At 65.3% G+C, this 22726-nt stretch carries 20 protein-coding genes; 16 read left to right on the top strand and 4 right to left on the bottom strand.

The annotated features are described in order from the left end of the window. Window positions 1-3 precede the first annotated feature (3 nt). From rplO to K5K93_RS08620, 8 genes are all read left to right on the top strand, one after another. Window positions 4-447 (top strand): 50S ribosomal protein L15, encoded by a 444-nt coding sequence (gene rplO / locus K5K93_RS08655; RefSeq protein ID WP_049470509.1) that lies wholly within the window; start codon window positions 4-6, stop codon window positions 445-447. Between the two features lie 7 nt (window positions 448-454). Beyond that, a complete protein-coding gene (gene secY, locus K5K93_RS08650; RefSeq protein WP_025879317.1) occupies window positions 455-1822 on the top strand; it encodes a preprotein translocase subunit SecY in 1368 nt (455 codons plus the stop codon). A 346-nt stretch (window positions 1823-2168) separates the two neighbouring features. Further along, window positions 2169-2525, top strand: a complete 357-nt coding sequence (gene rpsM / locus K5K93_RS08645) for a 30S ribosomal protein S13 (RefSeq protein ID WP_025879318.1) — start codon at window positions 2169-2171, stop codon at window positions 2523-2525. An 11-nt stretch (window positions 2526-2536) separates the two neighbouring features. Then, window positions 2537-2926 (top strand): 30S ribosomal protein S11, encoded by a 390-nt coding sequence (gene rpsK, locus K5K93_RS08640; RefSeq protein ID WP_004145443.1) that lies wholly within the window; start codon window positions 2537-2539, stop codon window positions 2924-2926. Between the two features lie 15 nt (window positions 2927-2941). Continuing rightward, window positions 2942-3571, top strand: coding sequence for a 30S ribosomal protein S4 (gene rpsD / locus K5K93_RS08635; protein WP_025879319.1), 630 nt, complete (start codon window positions 2942-2944; stop codon window positions 3569-3571). A gap of 55 nt (window positions 3572-3626) precedes the next feature. Continuing rightward, complete coding sequence (gene rpoA, locus K5K93_RS08630) at window positions 3627-4625, top strand: DNA-directed RNA polymerase subunit alpha (protein ID WP_049470514.1); 999 nt, start codon at window positions 3627-3629, stop codon at window positions 4623-4625. A gap of 197 nt (window positions 4626-4822) precedes the next feature. Then, window positions 4823-5206: a 50S ribosomal protein L17 gene (gene rplQ, locus K5K93_RS08625; RefSeq protein ID WP_025879321.1), complete on the top strand. Its 384-nt coding sequence runs from the start codon at window positions 4823-4825 to the stop codon at window positions 5204-5206. Window positions 5207-5419: 213 nt separating this feature from the next. Beyond that, window positions 5420-5926, top strand: coding sequence for a disulfide bond formation protein B (locus K5K93_RS08620; RefSeq protein WP_025879322.1), 507 nt, complete (start codon window positions 5420-5422; stop codon window positions 5924-5926). 77 nt (window positions 5927-6003) lie between these two features. Here the strand turns inward: K5K93_RS08620 and K5K93_RS08615 are convergent, their stop codons facing one another. Next, a complete protein-coding gene (locus K5K93_RS08615; RefSeq protein WP_222390587.1) occupies window positions 6004-8130 on the bottom strand; it encodes a TonB-dependent receptor in 2127 nt (708 codons plus the stop codon). 260 nt (window positions 8131-8390) lie between these two features. Between K5K93_RS08615 and K5K93_RS08610 the strand changes: the two genes are divergently transcribed. Together K5K93_RS08610 and K5K93_RS08605 are read left to right on the top strand one after the other, a co-directional pair. Then, window positions 8391-9782, top strand: coding sequence for a 3-deoxy-7-phosphoheptulonate synthase class II (locus tag K5K93_RS08610; protein ID WP_222390585.1), 1392 nt, complete (start codon window positions 8391-8393; stop codon window positions 9780-9782). Between the two features lie 725 nt (window positions 9783-10507). Next, the gene (locus tag K5K93_RS08605) at window positions 10508-11650 is read left to right on the top strand and encodes a mechanosensitive ion channel family protein (RefSeq protein WP_222390583.1); all 1143 of its coding nucleotides are present in this window, start codon (window positions 10508-10510) and stop codon (window positions 11648-11650) included. 75 nt (window positions 11651-11725) lie between these two features. Here K5K93_RS08605 and K5K93_RS08600 read toward each other — a convergent pair whose 3' ends face one another. From K5K93_RS08600 to typA, 3 genes are read right to left on the bottom strand one after another with little or no spacing between them, the layout of a single operon-like run. Further along, window positions 11726-13348, bottom strand: a complete 1623-nt coding sequence (locus K5K93_RS08600; protein WP_222390582.1) for an amidase — start codon at window positions 13346-13348, stop codon at window positions 11726-11728. A 41-nt stretch (window positions 13349-13389) separates the two neighbouring features. Then, window positions 13390-13857 carry a DUF2127 domain-containing protein gene (locus tag K5K93_RS08595; protein WP_093817443.1) on the bottom strand — a complete coding sequence of 156 codons (468 nt, stop codon included), beginning with the start codon at window positions 13855-13857 and terminating at the stop codon, window positions 13390-13392. An 11-nt stretch (window positions 13858-13868) separates the two neighbouring features. Further along, on the bottom strand, window positions 13869-15716 hold the full coding sequence (gene typA / locus K5K93_RS08590) for a translational GTPase TypA (RefSeq protein ID WP_025879437.1): 1848 nt from the start codon (window positions 15714-15716) through the stop codon (window positions 13869-13871). 239 nt (window positions 15717-15955) lie between these two features. Here typA and K5K93_RS08585 point away from each other — a divergent pair, with 239 nt between their 5' ends. From K5K93_RS08585 to K5K93_RS08560, 6 genes are all read left to right on the top strand, one after another. Next, window positions 15956-16447 (top strand): peptidylprolyl isomerase, encoded by a 492-nt coding sequence (locus tag K5K93_RS08585; RefSeq protein WP_049467937.1) that lies wholly within the window; start codon window positions 15956-15958, stop codon window positions 16445-16447. 126 nt (window positions 16448-16573) lie between these two features. Continuing rightward, the gene (locus K5K93_RS08580) at window positions 16574-17560 is read left to right on the top strand and encodes a malate dehydrogenase (RefSeq protein WP_025879435.1); all 987 of its coding nucleotides are present in this window, start codon (window positions 16574-16576) and stop codon (window positions 17558-17560) included. Window positions 17561-17683: 123 nt separating this feature from the next. Next, window positions 17684-18298 (top strand): RluA family pseudouridine synthase, encoded by a 615-nt coding sequence (locus tag K5K93_RS08575; protein ID WP_222390581.1) that lies wholly within the window; start codon window positions 17684-17686, stop codon window positions 18296-18298. Between the two features lie 724 nt (window positions 18299-19022). After that, a complete protein-coding gene (gene prpE, locus K5K93_RS08570) occupies window positions 19023-20903 on the top strand; it encodes a propionate--CoA ligase (protein ID WP_093817445.1) in 1881 nt (626 codons plus the stop codon). Window positions 20904-21130: 227 nt separating this feature from the next. Beyond that, window positions 21131-21634, top strand: coding sequence for a hypothetical protein (locus K5K93_RS08565; protein WP_093817446.1), 504 nt, complete (start codon window positions 21131-21133; stop codon window positions 21632-21634). 46 nt (window positions 21635-21680) lie between these two features. Beyond that, window positions 21681-22724, top strand: a complete 1044-nt coding sequence (locus tag K5K93_RS08560) for a suppressor of fused domain protein (protein ID WP_222390580.1) — start codon at window positions 21681-21683, stop codon at window positions 22722-22724. The last annotated feature ends 2 nt before the right edge of the window (window positions 22725-22726 follow it).

Here is a 22726-nt window from a genome sequence, read left to right as displayed (position 1 = left end):
ATCATGACTCTGCGTCTCAATGAACTGAGCCCGGCACCGGGCGCCCGTCAGGAACGTACCCGCGTCGGTCGCGGTATCGGCTCCGGCCTGGGCAAGACCTGTGGCCGCGGCCACAAGGGTTCGTTCGCCCGTAAGGGTGGCGGCAAGATCAAGGCTGGCTTCGAAGGCGGCCAGACCCCCATGCAGCGTCGTCTGCCGAAGATCGGCTTCCGTTCGCCGATCGCCAAGGACACCGCTGAAGTGCTGCTGTACCAGCTGGACAAGCTGCCGGCCGGCGAGATCGACTTCGCTGCCCTGCGTGCGGCCAAGCTGGTCCCGAGCACTGCCAAGAAGGCCAAGGTCGTCGTCAAGGGCGAAGTGACCAAGGCGTTCACCCTGAAGGGTGTTGCTGCCACGGCCGGTGCCAAGGCTGCGATCGAAGCTGCCGGCGGCAGCGTAACGGAGTAAGAGAATCATGGCGCAAGCTGGCATCGGTAACCTCGCGGGCGGAATGGGCAAGTTCACTGAACTTCGCCAACGTTTGCTGTTCGTCGTCGGGGCTTTGATCGTCTATCGCATCGGCTGCTACGTGCCGGTGCCGGGCGTCAATCCCGATGCCATGCTTGCCATGATGCAACAACAGGGCGGCGGCATCGTGGACATGTTCAACATGTTCTCGGGCGGCGCCCTGCACCGTTTCAGCATCTTCGCGCTGAACGTGATGCCGTACATCTCGGCATCGATCGTGATGCAGCTGGCCGTGCACATCTTCCCCGCCCTGAAGGCGATGCAGAAGGAAGGTGAGTCCGGCCGCCGCAAGATCACCCAGTATTCGCGCATCGGCGCTGTGCTGCTTGCAGTGGTGCAGGGCGGTTCGATCGCGCTGGCGCTGCAGGGCCAGGTGTCGCCGACCGGCGCGCCGGTCGTGTACATGCCAGGCATGGGCTTCGTGCTTACTGCCGTGGTCGCACTGACCGCCGGTACCATGTTCCTGATGTGGGTTGGTGAGCAGGTGACCGAGCGCGGCATCGGCAACGGCGTGTCGCTGATCATCTTCGCCGGTATCGTGGCGGGCCTGCCGGGTGCGGTCATCCACACCTTCGACGCCTACCGCGACGGCAACATCCAGTTCATCCAGCTGCTGCTGATCGCCATCGTCGTGCTCGCCTTCACCTTCTTCGTGGTGTTCGTCGAACGCGGCCAGCGCCGGATCACGGTGAACTATGCGCGCCGCCAGGGCGGTCGCAACGCGTACATGAACCAGACCTCGTTCCTGCCGCTGAAGCTGAACATGGCCGGCGTCATCCCGGCGATCTTCGCCTCGAGCCTGCTGGCGTTCCCGGCCACCCTGGCCATGTGGTCCGGCCAGGCTGCCAACCAGAGCACCTTTGGCCAGACCCTGCAGAAGGTCGCCAATGCCCTGGGCCCGGGCGAGCCGCTGCACATGATCGTGTTCGCTGCGCTGATCACCGGTTTCGCGTTCTTCTACACCGCGCTGGTGTTCAACTCGCAGGAAACCGCCGACAACCTGAAGAAGTCGGGCGCGCTGATTCCGGGCATCCGTCCGGGCAAGGCTACCGCCGACTACATCGACGGCGTGCTGACCCGACTGACCGCTGCCGGTTCGGCGTACCTGGTGATCGTCTGCCTGCTGCCGGAACTGATGCGCACGCAGCTGAATGCGTCGTTCTACTTCGGCGGTACTTCGCTGCTGATCGTGGTGGTGGTGGTGATGGACTTCATCGCCCAGGTGCAGGCGCACCTGATGTCCCACCAGTATGAGAGCCTGCTGAAGAAGGCCAACCTGAAGGGCGGCAACCGCGGTGGTTTTGCTCGCGGCTGATTAGCCTGTTATACTTTCGTCTTCCTGACGTGATGGTCCTCCGCTTCGCGGACTCCGGCCACACAAACGAAGGGCGGCCCCCGCAGCGGTTCCGGGTGGGGGTGTGATGAGGTGGTCCCGCGCTGGAGTAGCGCGGGCGGCCCGGGAGGAAACTCCAGGACCAACCCCATCCGGCGCCGGAGCCTGGGCACACTCCCCGGGCCGGGTTCATGAAACCTCTGGTTTCACGGGCTTCCAAGTAAACCGGAACCTTGTTAGTATCACTGGTTCACTTTTTTGATCCATCCTGCCGGATCGGCGTGCCTCGAGCGCGCTGTCGGCCATCACTCAGCTGGAGAACCGCGTCATGGCGCGTATTGCAGGCGTCAACCTGCCAGCCCAGAAGCATGTCTGGGTCGGGTTGCAAAGCATTTACGGCATCGGCCGTACCCGTTCGAAGAAGGTCTGCGAAGTCGCAGGCGTCACTTCGACCACCAAGATCCGCGATCTGTCGGAGCCGGAAATCGAGCGCCTGCGCGCCGAAGTCGGCAAGTACATCGTGGAAGGCGATCTGCGCCGTGAAATCGGTATCGCGATCAAGCGCCTGATGGACCTGGGCTGCTACCGCGGCCTGCGTCACCGTCGCGGTCTGCCGCTGCGTGGCCAGCGCACCCGTACCAACGCCCGCACCCGCAAGGGCCCGCGCAAGGCGATCAGGAAGTAAGGGACATATAAATGGCTAAGCCTGCTGCTAAGACCAAGAAGAAGATCAAGCGCGTCGTCACCGACGGCGTTGCCCACGTCCACGCTTCGTTCAACAACACCATCGTGACCATCACCGACCGCCAGGGCAACGCTCTGTCGTGGGCGACTTCCGGTGGCGCTGGCTTCCGCGGTTCGCGCAAGTCGACCCCGTTCGCAGCCCAGGTGGCTGCCGAAAAGGCCGGTCGTGCTGCGCTGGACTACGGCGTGAAGTCGCTGGAAGTCCGCATCAAGGGTCCGGGTCCGGGCCGTGAGTCGGCCGTGCGTTCGTTGAACAACGTCGGCTACAAGATCACCAACATCATCGACGTGACGCCTATCCCGCACAACGGGTGCCGTCCGCCGAAGAAGCGTCGCGTCTAAAGGGAGCGATAAGAAATGGCTCGTTATATCGGTCCTACCTGTAAGCTCGCCCGTCGCGAAGGCGCCGACCTGTCCCTGAAGAGCCCGGCGCGTGCGCTGGACTCCAAGTGCAAGTTGGAGCAGAAGCCCGGCCAGCATGGCGCCACCGCCCGCAAGGGCAAGCTGTCCGACTACGCCACCCAGCTGCGTGAAAAGCAGAAGGTCAAGCGTATCTACGGTCTGCTGGAGCGTCAGTTCCGCAACTACTACAAGAAGGCCTCGACCAAGAAGGGCAACACCGGCGAGAACCTCCTGCAGCTGCTGGAAACCCGCCTGGACAACGTTGTCTACCGCATGGGCTTCGCCGTGACCCGTCCGGCTGCCCGTCAGCTGGTGTCGCACCGCGGCGTCACCGTGAATGGCAAGTCGGTCAACCTGGCCTCGTACCAGGTCAAGGCTGGCGACGCCATCGCCCTGTCTGAAAAGGCTGCCAAGCAGCTGCGCGTCCAGGAAGCCCTGACCGTCGCCGCCCAGCATGACCTGAGCCCGTCGTGGGTTGAAGTGGATTCCGGCAAGTTCTCCGGCATCTTCAAGGCGGTTCCGGATCGTTCGGATCTGCCTGCGGACATCAACGAAGCGCTGATCGTCGAGCTGTATTCGAAGTAATTCACATTGGAGAGCCCCCGGCGACGGCCGGGGGTTCACTAGGAGAACCCGCAACATGACGGTTACCGCCAACCAGGTTCTGCGTCCTCGCGGTCCGCAGATCGAACGCCTTACCGACACCCGTGCAAAGGTCGTTATCGAACCTTTGGAGCGGGGTTACGGGCATACGCTGGGTAATGCCCTGCGTCGCGTGCTGCTGTCGTCCATCCCGGGCTTCGCCATCACGGAAGTCGAAATCGACGGCGTGTTGCATGAGTACACCACGGTCGAAGGTCTGCAGGAGGACGTGCTGGAAGTCCTGCTGAACCTGAAGGACGTGGCCATCCGTATGCACTCCGGCGACAACGCGACGCTGTCCCTGTCCAAGCAGGGTCCGGGCGTTGTCACCGCTGCCGACATCAAGGTCGACCACAACGTGGAGATCCTGAACGGCGACCACGTGATCTGCCACCTGACCAAGGACACGGCAGTGAACATGCGTCTGAAGATCGAGCGTGGTTTCGGCTATCAGCCGGCAGCTGCGCGTCGTCGTCCGGACGAAGAAACCCGTGCCATCGGCCGTCTGGTCCTGGATGCCTCGTTCTCGCCGGTCCGCCGTGTCGCCTATGCCGTGGAAGCGGCTCGTGTCGAACAGCGCACCGACCTGGACAAGCTGGTCATCGATATCGAGACCAACGGCACCATCGACGCCGAAGAAGCAGTGCGTACCGCTGCCGACATCCTCAGCGATCAGCTGTCGGTGTTCGGTGACTTCACCCATCGCGACCGCGGTGCGGCGAAGCCGGCCAACAACGGCGTGGATCCGGTGCTGCTGCGCCCGATCGACGATCTGGAGCTGACCGTGCGTTCGGCCAACTGCCTGAAGGCCGAGAGCATCTACTACATCGGCGATCTGATCCAGAAGACCGAAGTGGAGCTGCTGAAGACCCCGAACCTGGGTAAGAAGTCGCTCACCGAGATCAAGGAAGTGCTGGCCCAGCGTGGCCTGTCGCTCGGCATGAAGCTGGAGAACTGGCCGCCGGCCGGCGTCGCCAGCCACGGCATGCTGGGCTGATAACGCCTTTCTGCAAGACCGCATGGCCCCGTCGGCAACGACGGGGCCATTGCACCAAGGCAACACCGCCACGACGAACGAAGGTTCGCGGGCAGGTCGTCCAGGACGGATGGCCAGGACCAACCGCAGTCCGAGCAGCAGCGCCAGGAAGGCGACAACGATCCGCAAAGCCACATCATTAACCAAGGAATATCACCATGCGTCACCAGAAATCCGGCCGTAAGTTCAGCCGTACCAGCGCCCACCGCGAAGCGATGTTCAAGAACATGGCCGCCTCGCTGTTCAAGCACGAGCTGATCAAGACCACCCTGCCGAAGGCCAAGGAACTGCGCCGCGTCGCCGAGCCGCTGATCACCCTGGCCAAGGTCGACTCCGTCGCCAACCGTCGTCTGGCCTTCGCCCGCCTGCGCGACAACGAAGCCGTCGGCAACCTGTTCACCATCCTGGGCCCGCGCTACGCGAATCGTCCGGGTGGTTACCTGCGCCTGCTGAAGTGCGGCTTCCGCGCCGGCGACAATGCGCCGATGGCGTACGTCGAACTGGTTGACCGTCCGGTCGTGGCTGAAGCCGTCGAAGAGTAATCGACGCGCAACACCCGTCATTCGGTGAAGAACCCGGCCTTGTGCCGGGTTTTTCCGTTTTCGGGCCGCCGATGATGGATCCACGCCGTGCGTGGATGATGCGCTGCGCTGTGGCAAGCGCACCGGCGTGTTCCGACGGGCGCGACGTTGTGGCGGTTCGAACGGCGCGCACTCTCGGTTACGCTTGCGGTCCGTACTACACGAGCGTTGCCGATGAATCCTCTGCGCTGGCCTTTCCGCGCCCAGTTCCTGCTGGGCTTCCTGATCTGCGCGGGCCTGCTGGGCTACGCCATCTTCCTGCAGCTGAAGATGGGGCTGGAGCCGTGTCCGCTGTGCATCTTCCAGCGCCTGGCGTTCGCGGCCCTGGGCCTGCTGTTCCTGATCGGCGCCCTGCATGGGCCGTCCAACCGACCGGGGCGGGCGACCTACGGCATCCTCGCCTTCATCGCTGCGGCCGTGGGCGTGGGCATCGCCGCACGCCATGTCTACGTGCAGATGCTGCCGCCGGAGATGGGGGCGACGTGTGGCCCGCCGCTGGCCTTCCTGCGCGAGACCATGGGGCCGCTGGAAGTGTTCCGCACCGTGCTGACCGGTACCGGCAACTGCGGCAACATCGACTGGACGTTCCTTGGCCTGACCATGCCGATGTGGTCGGGCGTGTGGTTCGTGCTGCTGGCGCTGTGGGCGCTGGTGGTGTCGCTGCGCAAGGTCAAGCACTGAGCGAGTCCGGAGCCACGCATGGCGTGGCTCGACTGTTTTCCGGTAGTGCCGGCCGCTGGCCGGCAGTTGGTGGTACCTCAGAAGTCCTGCTGCAGGCTCAGATAGGCGCCACGACGTGGTCCCCACTGCGGTGCGAACACGCCGATGCCGCCGCCATCGCGCAGCTGGTAGCTTCGGTCCAGTGTGTTGAGCACGGCCAGCTGCACATGCAGCGGATGACCGCTGTCGGCGTTGAAGTCATGCGCGGCGCTGAGATTGATCTGCAGGTACGACGGTAGTTCACCGCCATTGGGCACGCCCTCGATGTCCGAACGCAGGCCGCTGCCGTACACGTAGTTCGCACCGACCCGATTGTGGCCAGCGAACGCATAGCTGACGCCGCCGGAAGACGTCAGCTTCTGGTCGTGGTCCAGATGGATCCAGTTCTGTTGCACGTAGGCCAGTGCATCCGGATCGAGGTTGTACTGGCTGGTGATGACCTGGGTGCCCATGGCCTTGTTGTAGGCCGCGTTGAAGTACGCGCTGATCGGCCCGTTGCTGTAGTCGGCGCTGAACTCCAGGCCGTGGATGTGGCCGCGGCGATAGTTGAAGGTGGAATAGATGTAGGCGGCGCCGAACTGGCCTTCATCCTGCAGGCGGTGCACGCGTCGGTCGTAGGCATCCAGGCCGAGGGTGAGGTGGTCGCCGACCTGCTGTGACACGCCGATATCGTAGTAGTCACTGCGCTCGGACAACGGCGTAGTGCTGCCATCGGCAGGTTGCTGGTTGCTGGTGCCATCGAACAGGGCCAGATCGCTGCCGGCAACCAGTTCGCTGGCTGGCGGGGTGAAGTAGCGCGAATAGCCGGCGTGCACGGTGGTGCTGTCGCTGGCGTTCCAGACCACGCCCAGGCGTGGGCTGAGCTGGCCCTCGGTGCGACCGAAGGCCTTGAAGCGGTCGCCGCGCAGGCCATAGTTGACGGTCCAGTCATCGCCGATCCGCCACTCGTCCTGCACGTACAAGGCTGCGGTGCTGGCGTGGAAGGCATTGCGGTCCGGGATCAGCCGTGGCGTGGTGCTCGTCTGCCGCCCATCGGCGTCGACCGGGAAGACCCAGCTGCTGTTGTTGGCGGCGGCGTGTTCGTAGTTGCCGTACAGGCCATAACGCAGGGTGTGGTTGTCGCCCAGCGGGGTGGAGAAATCGGCCTGCAGGGTGTCGGCGCGGTTGCTGCGCCTGACCTGCGAGGCGACGCCGCTGAACACCAGGTCGCCCACGACGTCCGGGTTGAAGGCCACATCGCTGTAGCGCTGGCCGGCCGAGAGCTGGTATGCGGTCTGGCCAAGCGTGCCCTGCAGTACCAGCATGCCGAAGCGGGTGGTCTCGCGCTGGGTTTCGTCCAGCTGGCTGGAATCGAAGGTGGTGGTGTCCAGGTAGCCGAACTGCGGGGTCTGTCCCGGGTTGACCGGGATCTGGAAGCGGTTGTTGGCAAAGCCGGCGAACACGCTCAGGCGGGTGCTGTCGTTGACCAGGTAGGTCAGGTCGGCAAAGGCCTTCCCCTGGTGGGTGTCGTCATGCAGCGGCCTGCGTGCGCTGGTGGGGTTCTCCAGCCCGACCTCGTTCTGGTCGTAGTTGCCGGTCAGGAACCAGCTCCAGCGGCCCTGGTTGCCCCACCAGGAGGCATTCGGGTTGACCTTGCCGAACGAACCGGCGGTGATGCCGGCGCTGCCGCCGTTACCCAGCTCGGCGCCACTGCGTGTGGTGATGTCGACCACGGCGGCGGTACGTTCACCGAACTGGGCCGGCAGCGCACCATCCATCAGGCGGATGCTCTTGATGGTGCGCGCATCCAGGGTCTGGCCGAAGCCGGAGATCGATTCGGGCAGCAGTACGCCGTTGATGCGGTACTGCAGGTTGGCGTGGTCGCCGCGCACATGCACGCCACCGTAGGAGTCCTGGACCACGCCCGGGGCCTGCAGCAGCACCTGGCTGAGCGGGGCGGAGGCGCCCAGAGGCTGCTTCTGGATGTCCTCGGCGGTGATCTGGTACTGGCTGCTGCCGATGTCCGGTGACAGGGCGTTGCGGGCCTGGTCAAGCTGGGCACTGACGGTGACTACGTCGAGGTCCTTGACCGCAGCCGCGCTGGCATCAGTGTCGGCGGCAAGCGCGGGTTGGCTGGTGAGGATCAGGGCGAAGGTGATGGCAGTGGTGAGCAGGGAGGGCTTCATGGGAAATGGGCAGGGAAGGGGGAGGGGAGGGGGAGGGGAGGGGGAGGGGAGGGGGAGGGGAGGGGGCCGGTCCATGAGGGAGTGTTACTCCGTAACAACTGCGAGCCGATCATGCGCCTGTCCCGCGACGGCGACCATGCCGTTTCTGGCCGATCACACGGCCCCTTTCCACACCGTTCAGGCAGTCATGACCGGGCCCGGCCCTTTGCGCCAGCGGCTGGCTCTGCGACCATGACCGCCCCCCACCCCGGATGTCCGTAATGAGCCTGTCCGCCGTTCCGCCTGCGCCCGATCCTGCCGCCATCGCTGCTGGCGCTGCCTGGTCACCGGAGAGCTGGCGGGGCAAGACCGGGCTGCAGATGCCGACCTATCCCGATCCGGTGGCACTGGATGCCGCGCTGCACGAGCTGAAGCGGCTGCCACCGCTGGTGACCTCGTGGGAGATCCTGGCGCTGAAGCAGCAGTTGGCCGACGCCCAGGAAGGCAAGCGTTTCCTGTTGCAGGGTGGCGACTGCGCGGAGAATTTCAGCGACTGCGAATCGGGCACGATCTCCAACCGGTTGAAGGTGCTGCTGCAGATGAGCCTGGTACTGGTGCACGGCCTGCGCCAGCCGGTGATCCGCGTCGGCCGTTTCGCCGGCCAGTACGCCAAGCCGCGTTCGGCCGACACCGAAACCCGCGACGGCGTGACCCTGCCCAGCTACCGCGGCGATGTGATCAATGCGCCGGCCTTCACCGAGGCGGCGCGTCTGCCCGACCCGAAGCGGATGCTGCAGGCCCACGCGCATTCGGCGATGACGATGAACTTCGTGCGGGCGCTGATCGATGGTGGCTTCGCCGACCTGCACCATCCCGAATACTGGAACCTGGAATGGGTAAGCCATTCGCCGTTGGCTGCCGAGTACCAGAAGATGGTGGCCTCGATCGGTGATGCCGTGCACTTCATGGAGACCCTGGCCGGGGCCCGCGTGCACAACCTCAACCGCATCGATTTCTACACCTCGCATGAAGCGCTGCTGTTGCCTTACGAACAGGCGCTGACCCGGCAGGTGCCGCGCCAGCAGGGCTGGTTGAACCTGAGCACGCACTACCCGTGGATCGGCATGCGTACCGCCGCGCTGGATGGCGCGCACGTGGAGTACCTGCGCGGCGTGCGCAATCCGATCGCGATCAAGGTGGGCCCGTCGGTGACGCCGGACCAGTTGCTGCGCCTGATCGATGTGCTCAACCCGGACGACGAGCCGGGCCGCCTGAGCTTCATCCACCGCATGGGCGCGGCGCAGATCGCGCAGAAGCTGCCGCCGTTGCTGGATGCGGTCAAGCGCGATGGTCGTCGCGTGCTGTGGGTATGCGATGCGATGCACGGCAATACCGAAAGCACCGCCAATGGCTTCAAGACGCGGCGCTTCGACAACGTGCGCGGCGAGGTCGAGATGTCCTTCGACCTGCACGCGGCCGCAGGCACCCGTCTGGGCGGCGTGCATCTGGAGCTGACCGGTGAGGATGTGACCGAATGCACCGGCGGTGCGCGCGAACTGACCGAACGTGACCTCGAGCGCGCCTATCGTTCGACCGTCGACCCGCGTCTGAACTACGAGCAGTCGCTGGAGATCGCGATGGCGATCGTGCGCAAGCAGGAACAAGTGCGGTAAGTGTGTTTCGGCAGGGCTGCGCCCTGCACCTGCCGAATCAAGGTCAACGTCAACGTCAACGTCAAAAGCGGGCTATCCGTGGGCTGGCGGGGCGGTGTCGGATTGCGGGGACGCCGCAAGTACGTCCTTGTAGGCTTGGCCGCGGCATCCATGCCGCGGACACCCCGCAATCCGACACCGCCCCACCTTCGACAGTTGTCCGGTGTCCGAAGGATTCACGCCATGCGTGGATGAATCTCCATCGGAATCGAATATTTCGAATTGAATTTGAAGAGCATCCACGCATGGCGTGGATCTACGTGTCGACCAAGGTCGACACCCACCAATAGCGGGCCATGACATTCCGACAGATCGCGGAAAATTGTCGGAGGCGGGGAGGGGACAGATGGCGGGGGCGTGAGCGCCATGGGCCCGAGGCATGCCTCGGGCGGGTTGGGCAGGACGCCCAACCCTGGTCTTGCCGTGTGCGCAGGACAGCGCACACGAGCAAGGCGCGACCGAGCTTACATGGACGTACTTGCAGCGTCCCCCGCCATCTGTCCCCTCCCCGCCATCCCAAGGAATGCAGGCTTTTGCTCTTGCTGTTGAGGTTGATCCTGCCTCTGTGGGTGCAGGGCGCAGCCCTGCCGAACACCCCCGCCTACATTCTTCTTACGAACGGCTGACATCGCGCTCATGGTGCATGCGCCACGCTGGCTCCTTGATGCAGACAGCGAGAATGCGCAGTGATATGGCAACACCTGCAGCAGTATCTGTGGCCGATCGGAACCGCTTTGGTGATCGGTGGCCTGGGCGCTTGGGCCGTACTGGCCATGTACCGTCGCCTGCGCGGGCGTGACCGGCGCCGTGCGCGCATCGGCCGGGTGATCGGACCGCCGCTGGCCCTTGCACTGCCCGTGCTGTTGCTGGTGCCGGCGCTGCAGGCCACGCCATTGCCGGAACACACGCTCGATCAACTGCTGCGCGTGCTGCACATCGCCCTGACCGCCTGCTTCATCTGGTTGCTGGTGCGCGGCGTTGCGGCGGGTGAGCGGGCGATCCTGCGCAGCCACCCGATCGATGTCTCGGACAACCTCGAAGCGCGCCGCATCCAGACCCAGACCCGGGTGCTCAGCCGCGTGCTGATGGGCGGCATCATCGTGCTCGGCGCCTCGCTGGTGCTGCTGACCTTCCCGATGGTGCAGAAGATCGGCACCGCACTGTTGGCGTCGGCGGGCCTGATCGGCCTGGTGGCGGGTATCGCCGCCAAACCGGTGTTCGGCAATCTGATCGCCGGCCTGCAGATCGCGGTGACGCAGCCGATCCGGCTCGATGATGTGGTGATCGTCGAGGGCGAATGGGGGCGCATCGAAGAGATCGGCAGCAGCTACGTGGTGGTGCGCATCTGGGATGAGCGGCGGATGGTGGTACCGCTGACCTGGTTCATCGAGCACCCGTTCCAGAACTGGACACGACGCAGTGCCGACCTGCTGGGTACGGCCTTCCTGTGGCTGGACTACCGTGCGCCGATCGCGGCGATACGTGCCGAGCTGGAACGCATCTGCCAGGGCCAGCCGCTGTGGGATGGGCGGGTCTGCGTGACCCAGGTGACCGAGACCAGCGAGCGTGCGATCCAGGTGCGGCTGCTGGTCAGCGCGCGCAGTTCCGGTGATGCGTTCGACCTGCGCTGTCTGGTGCGCGAACGCATGCTGGATTTCCTCGCACGCGAGCATCCGCAGTCGCTGCCGCAGGTGCGTGCTCGCCTGCAGCGGGACGACGAACTGGACATGCCGCGGATGCCGCGCGCTGGCAGTGCCGACGTGCGTTCACCCGGTGCCGAGGATGGCGAAGCCGCAATCGCGCCGACCGAGCCGCGCCCGGAATGGTAGCGCCAGGCCATGCCCGGTGGATTGCAGAGTGCCGCTGCGCTCGCCGGGCACGGCCCGGCGCTACCATCCATTGGATCAGGGATCGCCTGATTCGATCAATGCGTCGGTATCGAAGCGCGGCGGACGCCTGGCGCGGGTGCGCTGCTCATACGCGTAGGCCATCTCGATCAACTTCGGTTCGCTCCAGGCCGTGCCCATGAACAGAAGCCCCGCCGGCAGGCCATCGATCTGGCCCATCGGCACGCTCAGACTGGGGTAGCCGGCGACGGCGGCAACACTGTAGCTCTCACCGGGGAAGTCATCGCCGGTGGTGCGCAGGGGCCAGGCCACACCGGTTGTCGGTGCGACCAGTGCATCCAGTTTCTGCGATGCCAGCACAGCGTCGATGCCTTCCGGGCCCGCCAGTCGCCGCGCATCGCTGCGCGCGCGGATGTAGGCGGGATCGGCCAGGCCAGGGGTCGCTTGGGCTTCCTGCAGCAGCTCCTGGCCGAACAGGCCCAGTTCCTGGCCCTTGTGTGCCTCGTTGAAGGCGATCAGTCCGGCCAGGCTGCGCAGTGGCGCCTGGTACGTGTTGAGGTAGCGCTCCAGCCCCGCCTTGAATTCATACAGCAGGACGATGCGCTCGGCATCGGCCCAGGCATCCGGGTGGGGCAGTTCCACCGGCACCACCACGGCGCCGGCGCGGCGCAGCTCAGCGACCGCCTGCTCAACCAGTGGCGGCATCCCGCGGTACTTCAGAAGCGGGGTCTGCAGCAGGCCGATGCGCTTGCCGCGCAGGCCCTGCGGATCCAGTCGTGCGGTGTAGTCGTAGACCGCACGGCCGGGCATGGTCGCGGTGGCAGGGTCGGCATCATCGCGGCCAGCGATGGCCGTCAGCACGGCGGCGGCGTCGGCGACGCTGCGGGTCATCGGGCCCGCAGTGTCCTGGCTGAAGGAGATCGGGATGATGCCTTCACGGCTGACCAGGCCGACGGTCGGTTTCAGGCCGACTACGCCGTTGATCGCGGCGGGGCAGACGATGCTGCCGTCGGTCTCAGTGCCGATCGCCACGCTGGCCAGGTTGGCGGCCACCGCCACCGCGCTGCCGCTGCTGGAGCCACAGGGCGAATGGCTGAGGCGGTAGGGATTGCGGGTCTGGCCGCCGCGCGCGCTCCAGCCGGAGATCGAGTCGTTGCCTCGGAAGTTGGCCCACTCGCTGAGGTTGGTCTTGCCCAGCACCACTGCGCCCGCTTCACGCAGGCGGCGGACCAGGTAGGCATCGCCGGGGCGGAAGCCCTGCAGGGCCAGCGAGCCGGCGCTGGTGGCCATCGGTGCGGCGTTGATGTTGTCCTTCAGCAGGATCGGGATGCCATGCAGTGGTCCGCGCAGGCGGCCGGCACGGCGCTCCTGGTCGCGCTGTGCGGCTTCCTTCAGGGCATCGGGGTTGAGTTCGATCACCGCGCGCAGGCGTGGCCCGGTGCGGTCCAGGGCGGCGATGCGCTTGAGATAGGCGCCGGTCAGGGTGACGCTGTCGAGTTCACCGGCGACCATCCGCGCCTGCAGGTCGGAGACTTCGGTCTCGGCGTAGGGGAAAGGCATAGAGCTGTTGCCGGGTTCACCGGCATGCGCGGTGGACGCGGCCGGGCTGCAGCCAGCAGCCAGCCCCGCAGGCAAGGCGGCGATGAGGAAGGACAGGAGGGGCGGCAAGGACAGGCGCATGGGGCAGCTTCGACGGCTCCGATCCCCAGTGTAGCGGCTGCTCAGCGGCGGCGCTTGCGCAGGTCGCGCGCCAGTACGTAGACGACGACCAGGTTGATCGCCAGCACCGTCCACGAGGCCCAGCCGGGATGGCGGACGATCGCGTAGATATCGAAGGGCAGGTAGATGGAGGCGGTCAGGCAGCCCAGCCAGGAGGCCCATGCCCTGGCTTTCCACAACCCCCAGGCCTCGACCAGGTGCAGCAGGCCGTAGCCGATCATCGCCGCCGCGGCCAGGTGCACCGCGTCGGGGCTGATCATGTTCAACAGCGAGGGCAGGGTGCCGTGATCCGGGTCCAGGCTGAAACGCCGGATCAGGGCATTGACGCCGTCGCGAAGCGGCTGCGGGCCGAGGATTTCCAGCCCGGTGGCCGCCAACAACGCCAGCATCGCCTTGCTCGCTTCGAGCAAGGCGATGACATGGAGGCCCGGATGCCGATGCGGATCCGGGTTGTAGCCGTTCTGGCTCACGGTTCGCTGGATCAGCCGCCGCGCGAGTTCTTCTTGCGGTCGCTTTCGGTCAGGAACTTCTTGCGCAGACGGATCTCCTTGGGGGTGATCTCGACCAGCTCGTCGTCTTCGATGAAGTCCAGGGCCTGTTCCAGCGAGTACTTGATCGCCGGGGTCAGCTGGATCGCATCGTCCTTGCCCGAAGCGCGCATGTTGGTCAGCGGCTTGGTCTTGATCGCGTTGACGGTCAGGTCGTTGTCCTTGGAGTGGATGCCGACCAGCTGACCTTCATACACGTTGTCGCCTTCAGCAGCGAACAGCTTGCCGCGTTCCTGCAGCGGGCCCAGCGAGTACGCGGGGGTGGTGCCCGGCGCATTGGCGATCATCACACCGTTGATGCGCTTGGCGATGGCGCCCTGTTCCTTCGGGCCGTAATGGTCGAACACGTGGAACAGCAGGCCCGAGCCCTGAGTGAGGGTCTTGAACTCGTTCTGGAAGCCGATCAGGCCACGGGCCGGGATCTGGTATTCCAGGCGCACACGGCCCTTGCCGTCCGATTCCATGTTCTTCAGCTGGCCCTTGCGGGTGCCCAGCTTTTCCATCACGCCGCCCTGGTGGACTTCTTCGATGTCCACCACCAGCTGCTCGATCGGCTCCATGGCCTGGCCGTCGATCTGCTTGATGATCACTTCCGGGCGCGACACGGCCAGCTCGTAGCCTTCACGGCGCATGTTCTCGATCAGCACCGACAGGTGCAGTTCGCCACGGCCGGAGACCAGGAACTTGTCGGCGTCTTCCAGCTGTTCGACCTTCAGGGCCACGTTGTGGACCTGCTCGCGGTCCAGGCGGTCCTTGATCTGGCGGCTGGTCAGGAACTTGCCGCCGGACAGGTCCTTGTTGCCGGCGAACGGCGAGTTGTTGACCTGGAAGGTCATCGAGATGGTCGGCTCGTCGACGGTCAGTGCCGGCAGGGCTTCCGGGGTTTCCGGGTGGCACAGGGTGTCGGAGATGGTCAGCTCCGGAATACCGGAGATGGCGACGATGTCACCGGCTTCGGCGGTGTCCTGCTCGATGCGCTCCAGGCCCAGGAAGCCCAGCACCTGGGCGACCTTGCCGTTGCGCTTCTTGCCTTCACGGTCGATCACCGCGACCTGCATGTTCTTCTTCAGGGTGCCGCGCTGGATGCGGCCGATGCCGATCACGCCCACGAAGTTGTTGTAGTCCAGCTGGCTGATGCGCATCTGGAACGGACCTTCCGGGTCCACTTCCGGCTTCGGCGCGTGCTGCATGATCGCTTCGTACAGCGGGGTCATGTCGCCGTCGCGCACGGTGTCTTCCAGGCCGGCGTAGCCGTTCAGGGCCGAGGCGTAGACGATCGGGAAGTCCAGCTGCTCATTGGTGGCGCCGAGCTTGTCGAACAGGTCGAAGACCTGGTCGATCACCCACTCCGGACGCGAGCCCGGACGGTCGACCTTGTTGACCACGACGATCGGCTTGAAGCCCATCGCGAAGGCCTTCTGGGTGACGAAGCGGGTCTGCGGCATCGGGCCGTCCATCGCGTCGACCAGGATCAGCACGGTGTCGACCATCGACAGCACGCGCTCGACCTCGCCGCCGAAGTCGGCGTGTCCGGGGGTGTCGACGATGTTGATCCGGTTCTTGATACCGGTCTTCTTGTCTTCCCAGGTGATGGCGGTGTTCTTGGCCAGGATGGTGATGCCGCGTTCCTTTTCCTGGTCGTTGCTGTCCATCACGCGCTCGGCGAGGACGGTACGCTCGGACAGGGTGCCGGACTGCTTCAGCAGCTGGTCGACCAGGGTGGTCTTGCCATGGTCGACGTGAGCGACGATGGCGATGTTGCGAAGGTTTTCGATGGACATACGAAAGGGGGCCAGTCGGCGCCGGATTTGGAAAAAGAAGTCCAACATTATACGTCGAACTTGACGATTGGCGAAAACCTGGATTTCAGGACTGCTGAGGCCCCCATTCAGCCTGCCCCCCGGCGCTGCCCGTCCGCAGGCTGAAGACCCTGCCTGCGCGCATGGTCGAAGCCGCCCATGCCACGGGGGAGGTGTATCCTTATGGGGCTGATTACACACCCCGCATCCCAAGGATCTGCATGTCCCTCATCGCCACTTTCGACACCACCCAGGGCCCGATCAAGGTCGAGCTGTTCGCCGACAAGGCGCCGCTGACGGTCGCCAACTTCGTGAACCTGGTCAAGCGCGGCTTCTATGACGGCCTGATCTTCCACCGCGTGATTCCCGATTTCATGATCCAGGGCGGCTGCCCGCAGGGGCGTGGCACCGGCGGCCCGGGCTACAAGTTCGAAGACGAGAAGAATGGTGTGAAGCACCAGGTCGGCTCGCTGTCGATGGCCAACGCCGGCCCGAACACCAACGGCAGCCAGTTCTTCATCACCCACATCAAGACCGATTGGCTGGACGGCAAGCACACCGTGTTCGGCCAGGTGCTGGAAGGCCAGGCGATCGTTGATTCGGTCAAGCAGGGCGACGTGATCCATTCGATCACCCTGGAAGGCGACACCGACGCCGTGCTCGCCGCCCAGGCAGAGCGCGTGGGTGAGTGGAACAAGATCCTCGCCGCCTGATCCAATACCCGGACGGCCCCCTGCAGAGGGGGCCGTTTCCATGTTGCGGCCGCCCCGCCAGGCCTGTCCCCGCCCGCGCGGCCATCTCCCACAACGCTACTTAGCTTCTTAGCAGAGGAAATCCCCATGAAAGCACCTGTTCGTGTTGCCGTGACCGGCGCCGCCGGCCAGATCGGCTACGCCCTGCTGTTCCGTATCGCCTCCGGTGAAATGCTGGGCAAGGACCAGCCGGTCATCCTGCAGCTGCTGGAGCTGCCGGTCGACAAGGCCCAGGCCGCCCTGAAGGGCGTGATGATGGAACTGGAAGACTGCGCGTTCCCGCTGCTGGCCGGCATGGTCGGTACCGACGACGCTGAAGTCGCCTTCAAGGACGCCGACATCGCCCTGCTGGTCGGCGCGCGTCCGCGCGGCCCGGGCATGGAGCGCAAGGATCTGCTGCTGGAAAACGCCAAGATCTTCACCGCCCAGGGCGCCGCACTGAACAAGGTCGCCAAGCGTGACGTGAAGGTGCTGGTGGTCGGCAACCCGGCCAACACCAACGCCTACATCGCCATGAAGTCGGCGCCGGACCTGAACCCGCGCAACTTCACCGCCATGCTGCGCCTGGACCACAACCGTGCGCTGAGCCAGCTGTCGACCAAGCTCGGCAAGCCGGTCGCCGGCATGGAGAAGCTGGTGGTGTGGGGTAACCACAGCCCGACCATGTACCCGGACTACCGTTTCGCCACCGCCGATGGTGCGTCGATCGCCGATGCGATCAACGACCAGGAGTGGAATGCCAACACCTTCATCCCGACCGTCGGCAAGCGCGGCGCGGCGATCATCGAAGCCCGCGGCTCGTCCTCGGCAGCTTCGGCGGCCAACGCAGCGATCGACCACGTGCGTGACTGGGTGCTGGGCAGCAACGGCAAGTGGGTCACCATGGGCGTGCCGTCCGACGGTTCCTACGGGATTCCGGAAGGCGTGATCTTCGGCTTTGCGGTCACCACCGAGAACGGCGAGTACACCCTGGTCAAGGATCTGCCGGTCGACGACTTCAGCCAGAAGTACATCGACAAGACCCTGGCCGAGCTGGAAGAAGAGCGCGCCGGCGTCGCCCACCTGCTGGGTTGATGCGGTCGGTGCTGGCACCCTGCCGGCACCTTTCCATCAGGGTAGGTACCGGCCGTTGGCCGGTACGCAGGAAACGGGGAGGCTTCGGCTTCCCCGTTTTCGTATGGAGTACCTGGCAACGACATGATCCTTCTGCATTACATCGACGACGCGCTGCTGGTGGCCGAGAAGCCGGCCGGCCTGCTGTCCGTGCCCGGCCGCTTGGCGGAGAACCAGGACTGCGTGGTCGCACGGCTGCAGGCGGTGTATGCCGATGCGCTGACCGTGCATCGCCTGGACCAGGTCACCTCTGGCCTGCTGCTGCACGCGCGCGGCAAGGACATGCAGGTGGCGCTGTCGATGCAGTTCGAGAAGCGCCAGGTGGGCAAGGGTTATGAAGCCATCGTGCAGGGGCTGCTGGAAGATGATGCCGGTGAAGTGGACCTGCCGCTGATCGTCGACTGGCCGAACCGGCCCAGGCAGATGGTCGACCACGAACGCGGCAAACCGGCACTGACCCGATGGCGGGTACTGTCGCGTGACACCGAGGCGCAACGCACGCGCGTTGAACTGGAACCGGTCACCGGCCGCAGCCATCAGCTGCGCCTGCACATGGCCAGCCTGGGTCATCCGATCGTCGGCGACGTGCTGTATGGCGCAGAGGCCGCGCAGCGCGTGTGCCTGCATGCGCGGAAGCTGCAGTTCACCCATCCGGTGACGGGCGAGGCGCTCGCGTTCGAATCTGCGACTCCGTTCTAGAAGGGTAGGGTGTTCGGCAGGGCTGCGCCCTGCACCCTGTACCCGCGGTAGTGCCGGCCGCTGGCCGGCAACCTCAGCAGCAACAGCAGGAGCTGGCATTCCGTGGGATGGCGGGGGGGGGGGGGCGGATTGCGGGGACGCCGCAAGTACGTCCCTGTAGGCTTGGCAGCCGCTTGCTCGTGTGCGCTGTCCTGCGCACACGGCAAGGCCGGGGTTGGGCGTCCTGCCCAACCCGCCCGAGGCATGCCTCGGGCCCATGCGGCTGACACCCCGCACTCCGACACCGCCCCACCTCTGACAGATTTCCGGCGTCTGATGGATCCACCTCATGCGTGGATGAATCTCCATCGGAATCGAATATTTCGACAATTCATCGAAAAGCATCCACGCATGGCGTGGATCTACTGTGGACCAAGGTCGACAGCTACCAACAGCAGCCCAACAGCGGCGCGAAGTTGTCGAAGGCGGGGTGGGTCCGGTTGCGGGGGCGTGAGCGCCATGGATGGCGCGACCGAGCCTACATGGACGTATTCACGGCGTCCCCCGCAACCGGACCCACCCCGCCATCCCAAGGAATGCACGCTCTTGCTGTTGCCGTTGCCGTTGCTTCGGCGGGTGCAGGGCGCAGCCCTGCCGGCAACACACCCCCTACCAAGGTAGGGCGGCCCACGCGCCAGCGCCGGACTATGCTCGAAGCCATGACTTTGTCTGGGAGGGCTGCGTCATGAACTACGAGGAAACCTACCGCCGCTCGATCGACGAGCCGGAGGCATTCTGGGGCGAGGAAGCCAAGCGCATCCATTGGCACAAGCCGCCGCAACAGGTGCTCGACTACAGCAACCCGCCGTTCCGGCGCTGGTTCGTGGGTGGTGAAACCAACCTCTGCTACAACGCCGTCGACCGGCATCTGGCCGACCGCCCGGACCAGCTCGCACTGGTCGCCATCTCCACCGAAACCAACAGCACCCGCGAAATCACCTATCGCCAGCTGTATCGCGAAGTGAACGACTTCGCCGCCGTGCTGAAGCACCTTGGCGTCGGCCACGGCGACCGCGTGGTGATCTACATGCCGAACATGGCCGAGGCCGTGTTCGCCATGCTTGCCTGTGCACGTATCGGTGCGGTGCACTCGGTGGTGTTCGGTGGCTTCGCTGCGCACAACCTCGCGCTGCGCATCGACGATGCCAAGCCGAAGCTGCTGATCGCTGCCGATGCCGGCATGCGTGGCGGCAAGCTCATTCCGTACAAGGCGATGGTCGATGCCGCCTGCGCTGAAGCCAGCAGTCCGCCGCCGCACGTGCTGATCGTTTCGCGCGGGCTGGACCCGGCCGAGCCACGCATCGAAGGGCGCGACGTCGAGTACGCCACCCTGCGTGCGCAGATCGGGCAGACCGATGTGCCGGTGCAATGGCTGGAATCGAGCGAGCCCAGCTACCTGCTGTATACCTCCGGCACCACCGGCAAGCCGAAGGGCGTGCAGCGCGATGTCGGTGGCTATGCGGTGGCGATGGCGCAGTCGATGCAGACCGTGTTCGACTGCAAGCCGGGACAGGTGATGTTCTCCACCTCCGATGTCGGCTGGGCCGTGGGCCATTCCTACAACGTGTATGGCCCGTTGATCGGCGGCTGCACCTCGCTGCTGTACGAAGGGCTGCCGACCAATCCCGATCCGGGCATCTGGTGGGCGCTGTGCGAGCAGTACAGCGTGCGCACGATGTTCTCTTCGCCGACGGCGATCCGCGTGCTGAAGAAGCACGATGCCGATTTCATCCACCGCCACGACCTGGATGCCTTGAAGTATCTGTTCCTGGCCGGTGAGCCGCTGGACGAGCCGACCGCGCACTGGATCAGCGACGCACTGGGCAAGCCGATCATCGATAATTACTGGCAGACCGAAACCGGTTGGCCGGCATTGACCCTGCTGCCTGGGCTGGACATGAAGCCGGTGCGGTTCGGCTCACCTGGGTTCCCCAATCTCGGCTACCGGATGAAGGTGATCGACGAGAACACCGGCGAAGAGGTGGCTGCCGGGCAGAAGGGCGTGCTGGTGATGACGCCGCCGTTGCCGCCGGGCTGCATGAGCACGGTCTGGAATGACGACAGCCGCTTCCTGCAGAGCTACTTCAGCCACTTCAAGGAACTGCTGTACAGCTCGCTGGACTGGGCGATCCGCGATGACGATGGCTATACCTTCATCCTCGGCCGCACCGACGATGTGATCAACGTGGCCGGGCACCGTCTGGGCACGCGTGAGATCGAAGAGGCCATCTCCAGTCACCCGCGCGTGGCCGAGGCAGCGGTGATCGGGGTGAAGGACGAATTGAAGGGACAGGTGCCGCTGGTGTTCGTCACCCTCAAGCAGGGGCTCGATGGCGAAGACCCGGCTGCAGTGGTGGCCGAGATGATGGCCACGGTGACCGCCTCGCTGGGTGCGGTGGCGCGACCGGCGCACATCCACGTGGTCAACGCGCTTCCCAAGACCCGTTCGGGCAAGCTGCTGCGTCGCTCGCTGCAGGCATTGGCCGAGCAGCGCGACCCCGGCGACCTGTCGACGCTGGACGACCCGGGGGCGCTGGAAGAGATCCGCCGCGCGCTGGGACGCTGATCGGGGTGGTAGCGCCGGGCCATGCCCGGCGAGCGCAAAGCGCGGAAAAGCCGCCAGGCATGGCCTGGCGCTACCCAAGCCTGCCAGGACATGCGCTAAGCTCCGCCTGTCATCGACCTGCAACACGAGGCACGCGCCGGGGAACGCACGTGCCACCCGGGGATGACGAACAGGGGGGCGTGCCCGCAAGGGCGCGCATGCGTATCGCATCGAAGGGAGGGGGAGCTATGGCACTGCTGCATGCCAAGACGGCCGCTGGCCGCCAGGAAATCGAGGATCGTGCCCGGCGCCTGCCAGCGGCACTGCGTTCGATCCTGTTGATGGTTGACGGACAGCGCGATGAAAGCGAACTGCGCGGTTTGTTCGAAGGACTGCGCGCGCCGCCGGATGCGCTGCAGCAGCTGGCTGCACTTGGCCTGATCGAAGTGGTCGGCGGCAAGGCCGAACCTGTGCCGCAGCGCGGGCTGTGCAGCGGCCGCGAGCAGGATCCGGCGCTGTACCAGCAGTTGTACGACGCGATGAGCGATGCCGTGCGCCGCCATCTCGGCCTGAAAGGCTACTTCATGCAGTTGAAGATCGAGCGCTGTACCGACGCGGTCACCCTGGAAAAGCTGTGCCCGGAAATGATCGCCGCGATCGGCAAGGCACGCAGCCCGGCGCTGGCCCAGCGCTGGTGGCAGGAGATCCAGGTGTCGCTGGCGCCGGTCGCTGCCGAGGTCGTGCCAGGCTGACGCGCGGGGTAAAGTGGTCCGCTCTTTTTCCGCCCAGGAGCCCTGCATGCAGGACGACACCGATACCCCCGGTTGGAATGCGATCAATGCCGCGCTGGCACCGCTGTACGCCGGCCAGGAGCCGCGTCACTTCGGTACCGCGCTGCCGTACACGCTGGGTGGCCAGGATCCGCTCGACGGCATCAGCGTGTACTGGGCCGAATCACCGGTTCCGCATTGGCACTACGTCACCTACGGCCTGTCAGAACTGTATGCGAAAGAGAGCAGTGATGCGGCCACCAGTGGCTATGGTTTCGAGCTGACGTTCCGCCTGGCTGCGGACAAGGGGGAGGATGCAGGCAGCACGCCGCCTGCGTGGCCGATGAACCTGCTGCAGAATCTGGCGCGCTATGTGTTCAGCAGCGGCAATGTGTTCGAGGATGGCCACCACCTCAACGCCAATGGCCCGATCGCGCTGGAGACCGACACCCGTCTTTGCCATCTGGCGTTCGTTGCCGATCCGCAGTTGCCGCCGCGCGATACCGCCAATGGACATTTGCAGTTCCTGCAGGTGGTGGGGCTGGCCGACGAGGAAATGGACGCGATCAAGCGCTGGTCCACGCGCGGTGTACTACAGGCGCTTGAGGAAGCGATGCCGCTGTGGATCACCGACCTGCATCGCGGCAATCTGCTGGATGATCCGGCGCTGGCCGCGCGGGTGCAGGCCGGCAGCGAGCGTGAGGGGTCCAGTACCGGCATGTTGTTCGTCGAGACGCTGGACTGGCGGCAGGCGGCGGGTATCACCACGCTGGTGCTGGGGGCCGGGCAGGTCGGCAGTGTGGGCGAGCTGCTGCCACTGCGCCTGCGCCACGGCAAGGCGCTGACGCTGGTCAGCCGCGAACGGCAATGGGAGTTCATGCCGGCCACCGATGGCACGGCCGCGGTCGAGAGCGACAACGTGCGCTGGACACTGGATGAGGCGGCGTTGCAGGCCTGGCATGACGTGCGGCCGCAACGCGGGACCTACCCGGTGTCGCGTACGTTGCAGGTTGAAGTGGTGCCGACGTTCCTGCGCGATGCGAAGGGCGAAGTGATCCGCGAAATCGGCTGACC

The organism is Stenotrophomonas sp. DR822, from assembly GCF_019793815.1.
Classification (GTDB): Bacteria; Pseudomonadota; Gammaproteobacteria; order Xanthomonadales; family Xanthomonadaceae; genus Stenotrophomonas; species Stenotrophomonas indicatrix.
This window is presented reverse-complemented; position numbering and strand designations above follow the sequence as displayed.

Coding starts and splice junctions, on each gene's coding strand:
- K5K93_RS08565 (WP_093817446.1), top strand. CDS start 21,131: ATGGCACTGCTGCATGCCAAGACGGCCGCTGGCCGCCAGGAAATCGAG.
- rpsM (WP_025879318.1), top strand. CDS start 2,169: ATGGCGCGTATTGCAGGCGTCAACCTGCCAGCCCAGAAGCATGTCTGG.
- rpoA (WP_049470514.1), top strand. CDS start 3,627: ATGACGGTTACCGCCAACCAGGTTCTGCGTCCTCGCGGTCCGCAGATC.
- rplO (WP_049470509.1), top strand. CDS start 4: ATGACTCTGCGTCTCAATGAACTGAGCCCGGCACCGGGCGCCCGTCAG.
- secY (WP_025879317.1), top strand. CDS start 455: ATGGCGCAAGCTGGCATCGGTAACCTCGCGGGCGGAATGGGCAAGTTC.
- K5K93_RS08560 (WP_222390580.1), top strand. CDS start 21,681: ATGCAGGACGACACCGATACCCCCGGTTGGAATGCGATCAATGCCGCG.
- rpsD (WP_025879319.1), top strand. CDS start 2,942: ATGGCTCGTTATATCGGTCCTACCTGTAAGCTCGCCCGTCGCGAAGGC.
- K5K93_RS08580 (WP_025879435.1), top strand. CDS start 16,574: ATGAAAGCACCTGTTCGTGTTGCCGTGACCGGCGCCGCCGGCCAGATC.
- K5K93_RS08620 (WP_025879322.1), top strand. CDS start 5,420: ATGAATCCTCTGCGCTGGCCTTTCCGCGCCCAGTTCCTGCTGGGCTTC.
- prpE (WP_093817445.1), top strand. CDS start 19,023: ATGAACTACGAGGAAACCTACCGCCGCTCGATCGACGAGCCGGAGGCA.
- K5K93_RS08575 (WP_222390581.1), top strand. CDS start 17,684: ATGATCCTTCTGCATTACATCGACGACGCGCTGCTGGTGGCCGAGAAG.
- K5K93_RS08600 (WP_222390582.1), bottom strand. CDS start 13,348: ATGCGCCTGTCCTTGCCGCCCCTCCTGTCCTTCCTCATCGCCGCCTTG.
- typA (WP_025879437.1), bottom strand. CDS start 15,716: ATGTCCATCGAAAACCTTCGCAACATCGCCATCGTCGCTCACGTCGAC.
- rpsK (WP_004145443.1), top strand. CDS start 2,537: ATGGCTAAGCCTGCTGCTAAGACCAAGAAGAAGATCAAGCGCGTCGTC.
- rplQ (WP_025879321.1), top strand. CDS start 4,823: ATGCGTCACCAGAAATCCGGCCGTAAGTTCAGCCGTACCAGCGCCCAC.
- K5K93_RS08615 (WP_222390587.1), bottom strand. CDS start 8,130: ATGAAGCCCTCCCTGCTCACCACTGCCATCACCTTCGCCCTGATCCTC.
- K5K93_RS08610 (WP_222390585.1), top strand. CDS start 8,391: ATGAGCCTGTCCGCCGTTCCGCCTGCGCCCGATCCTGCCGCCATCGCT.
- K5K93_RS08585 (WP_049467937.1), top strand. CDS start 15,956: ATGTCCCTCATCGCCACTTTCGACACCACCCAGGGCCCGATCAAGGTC.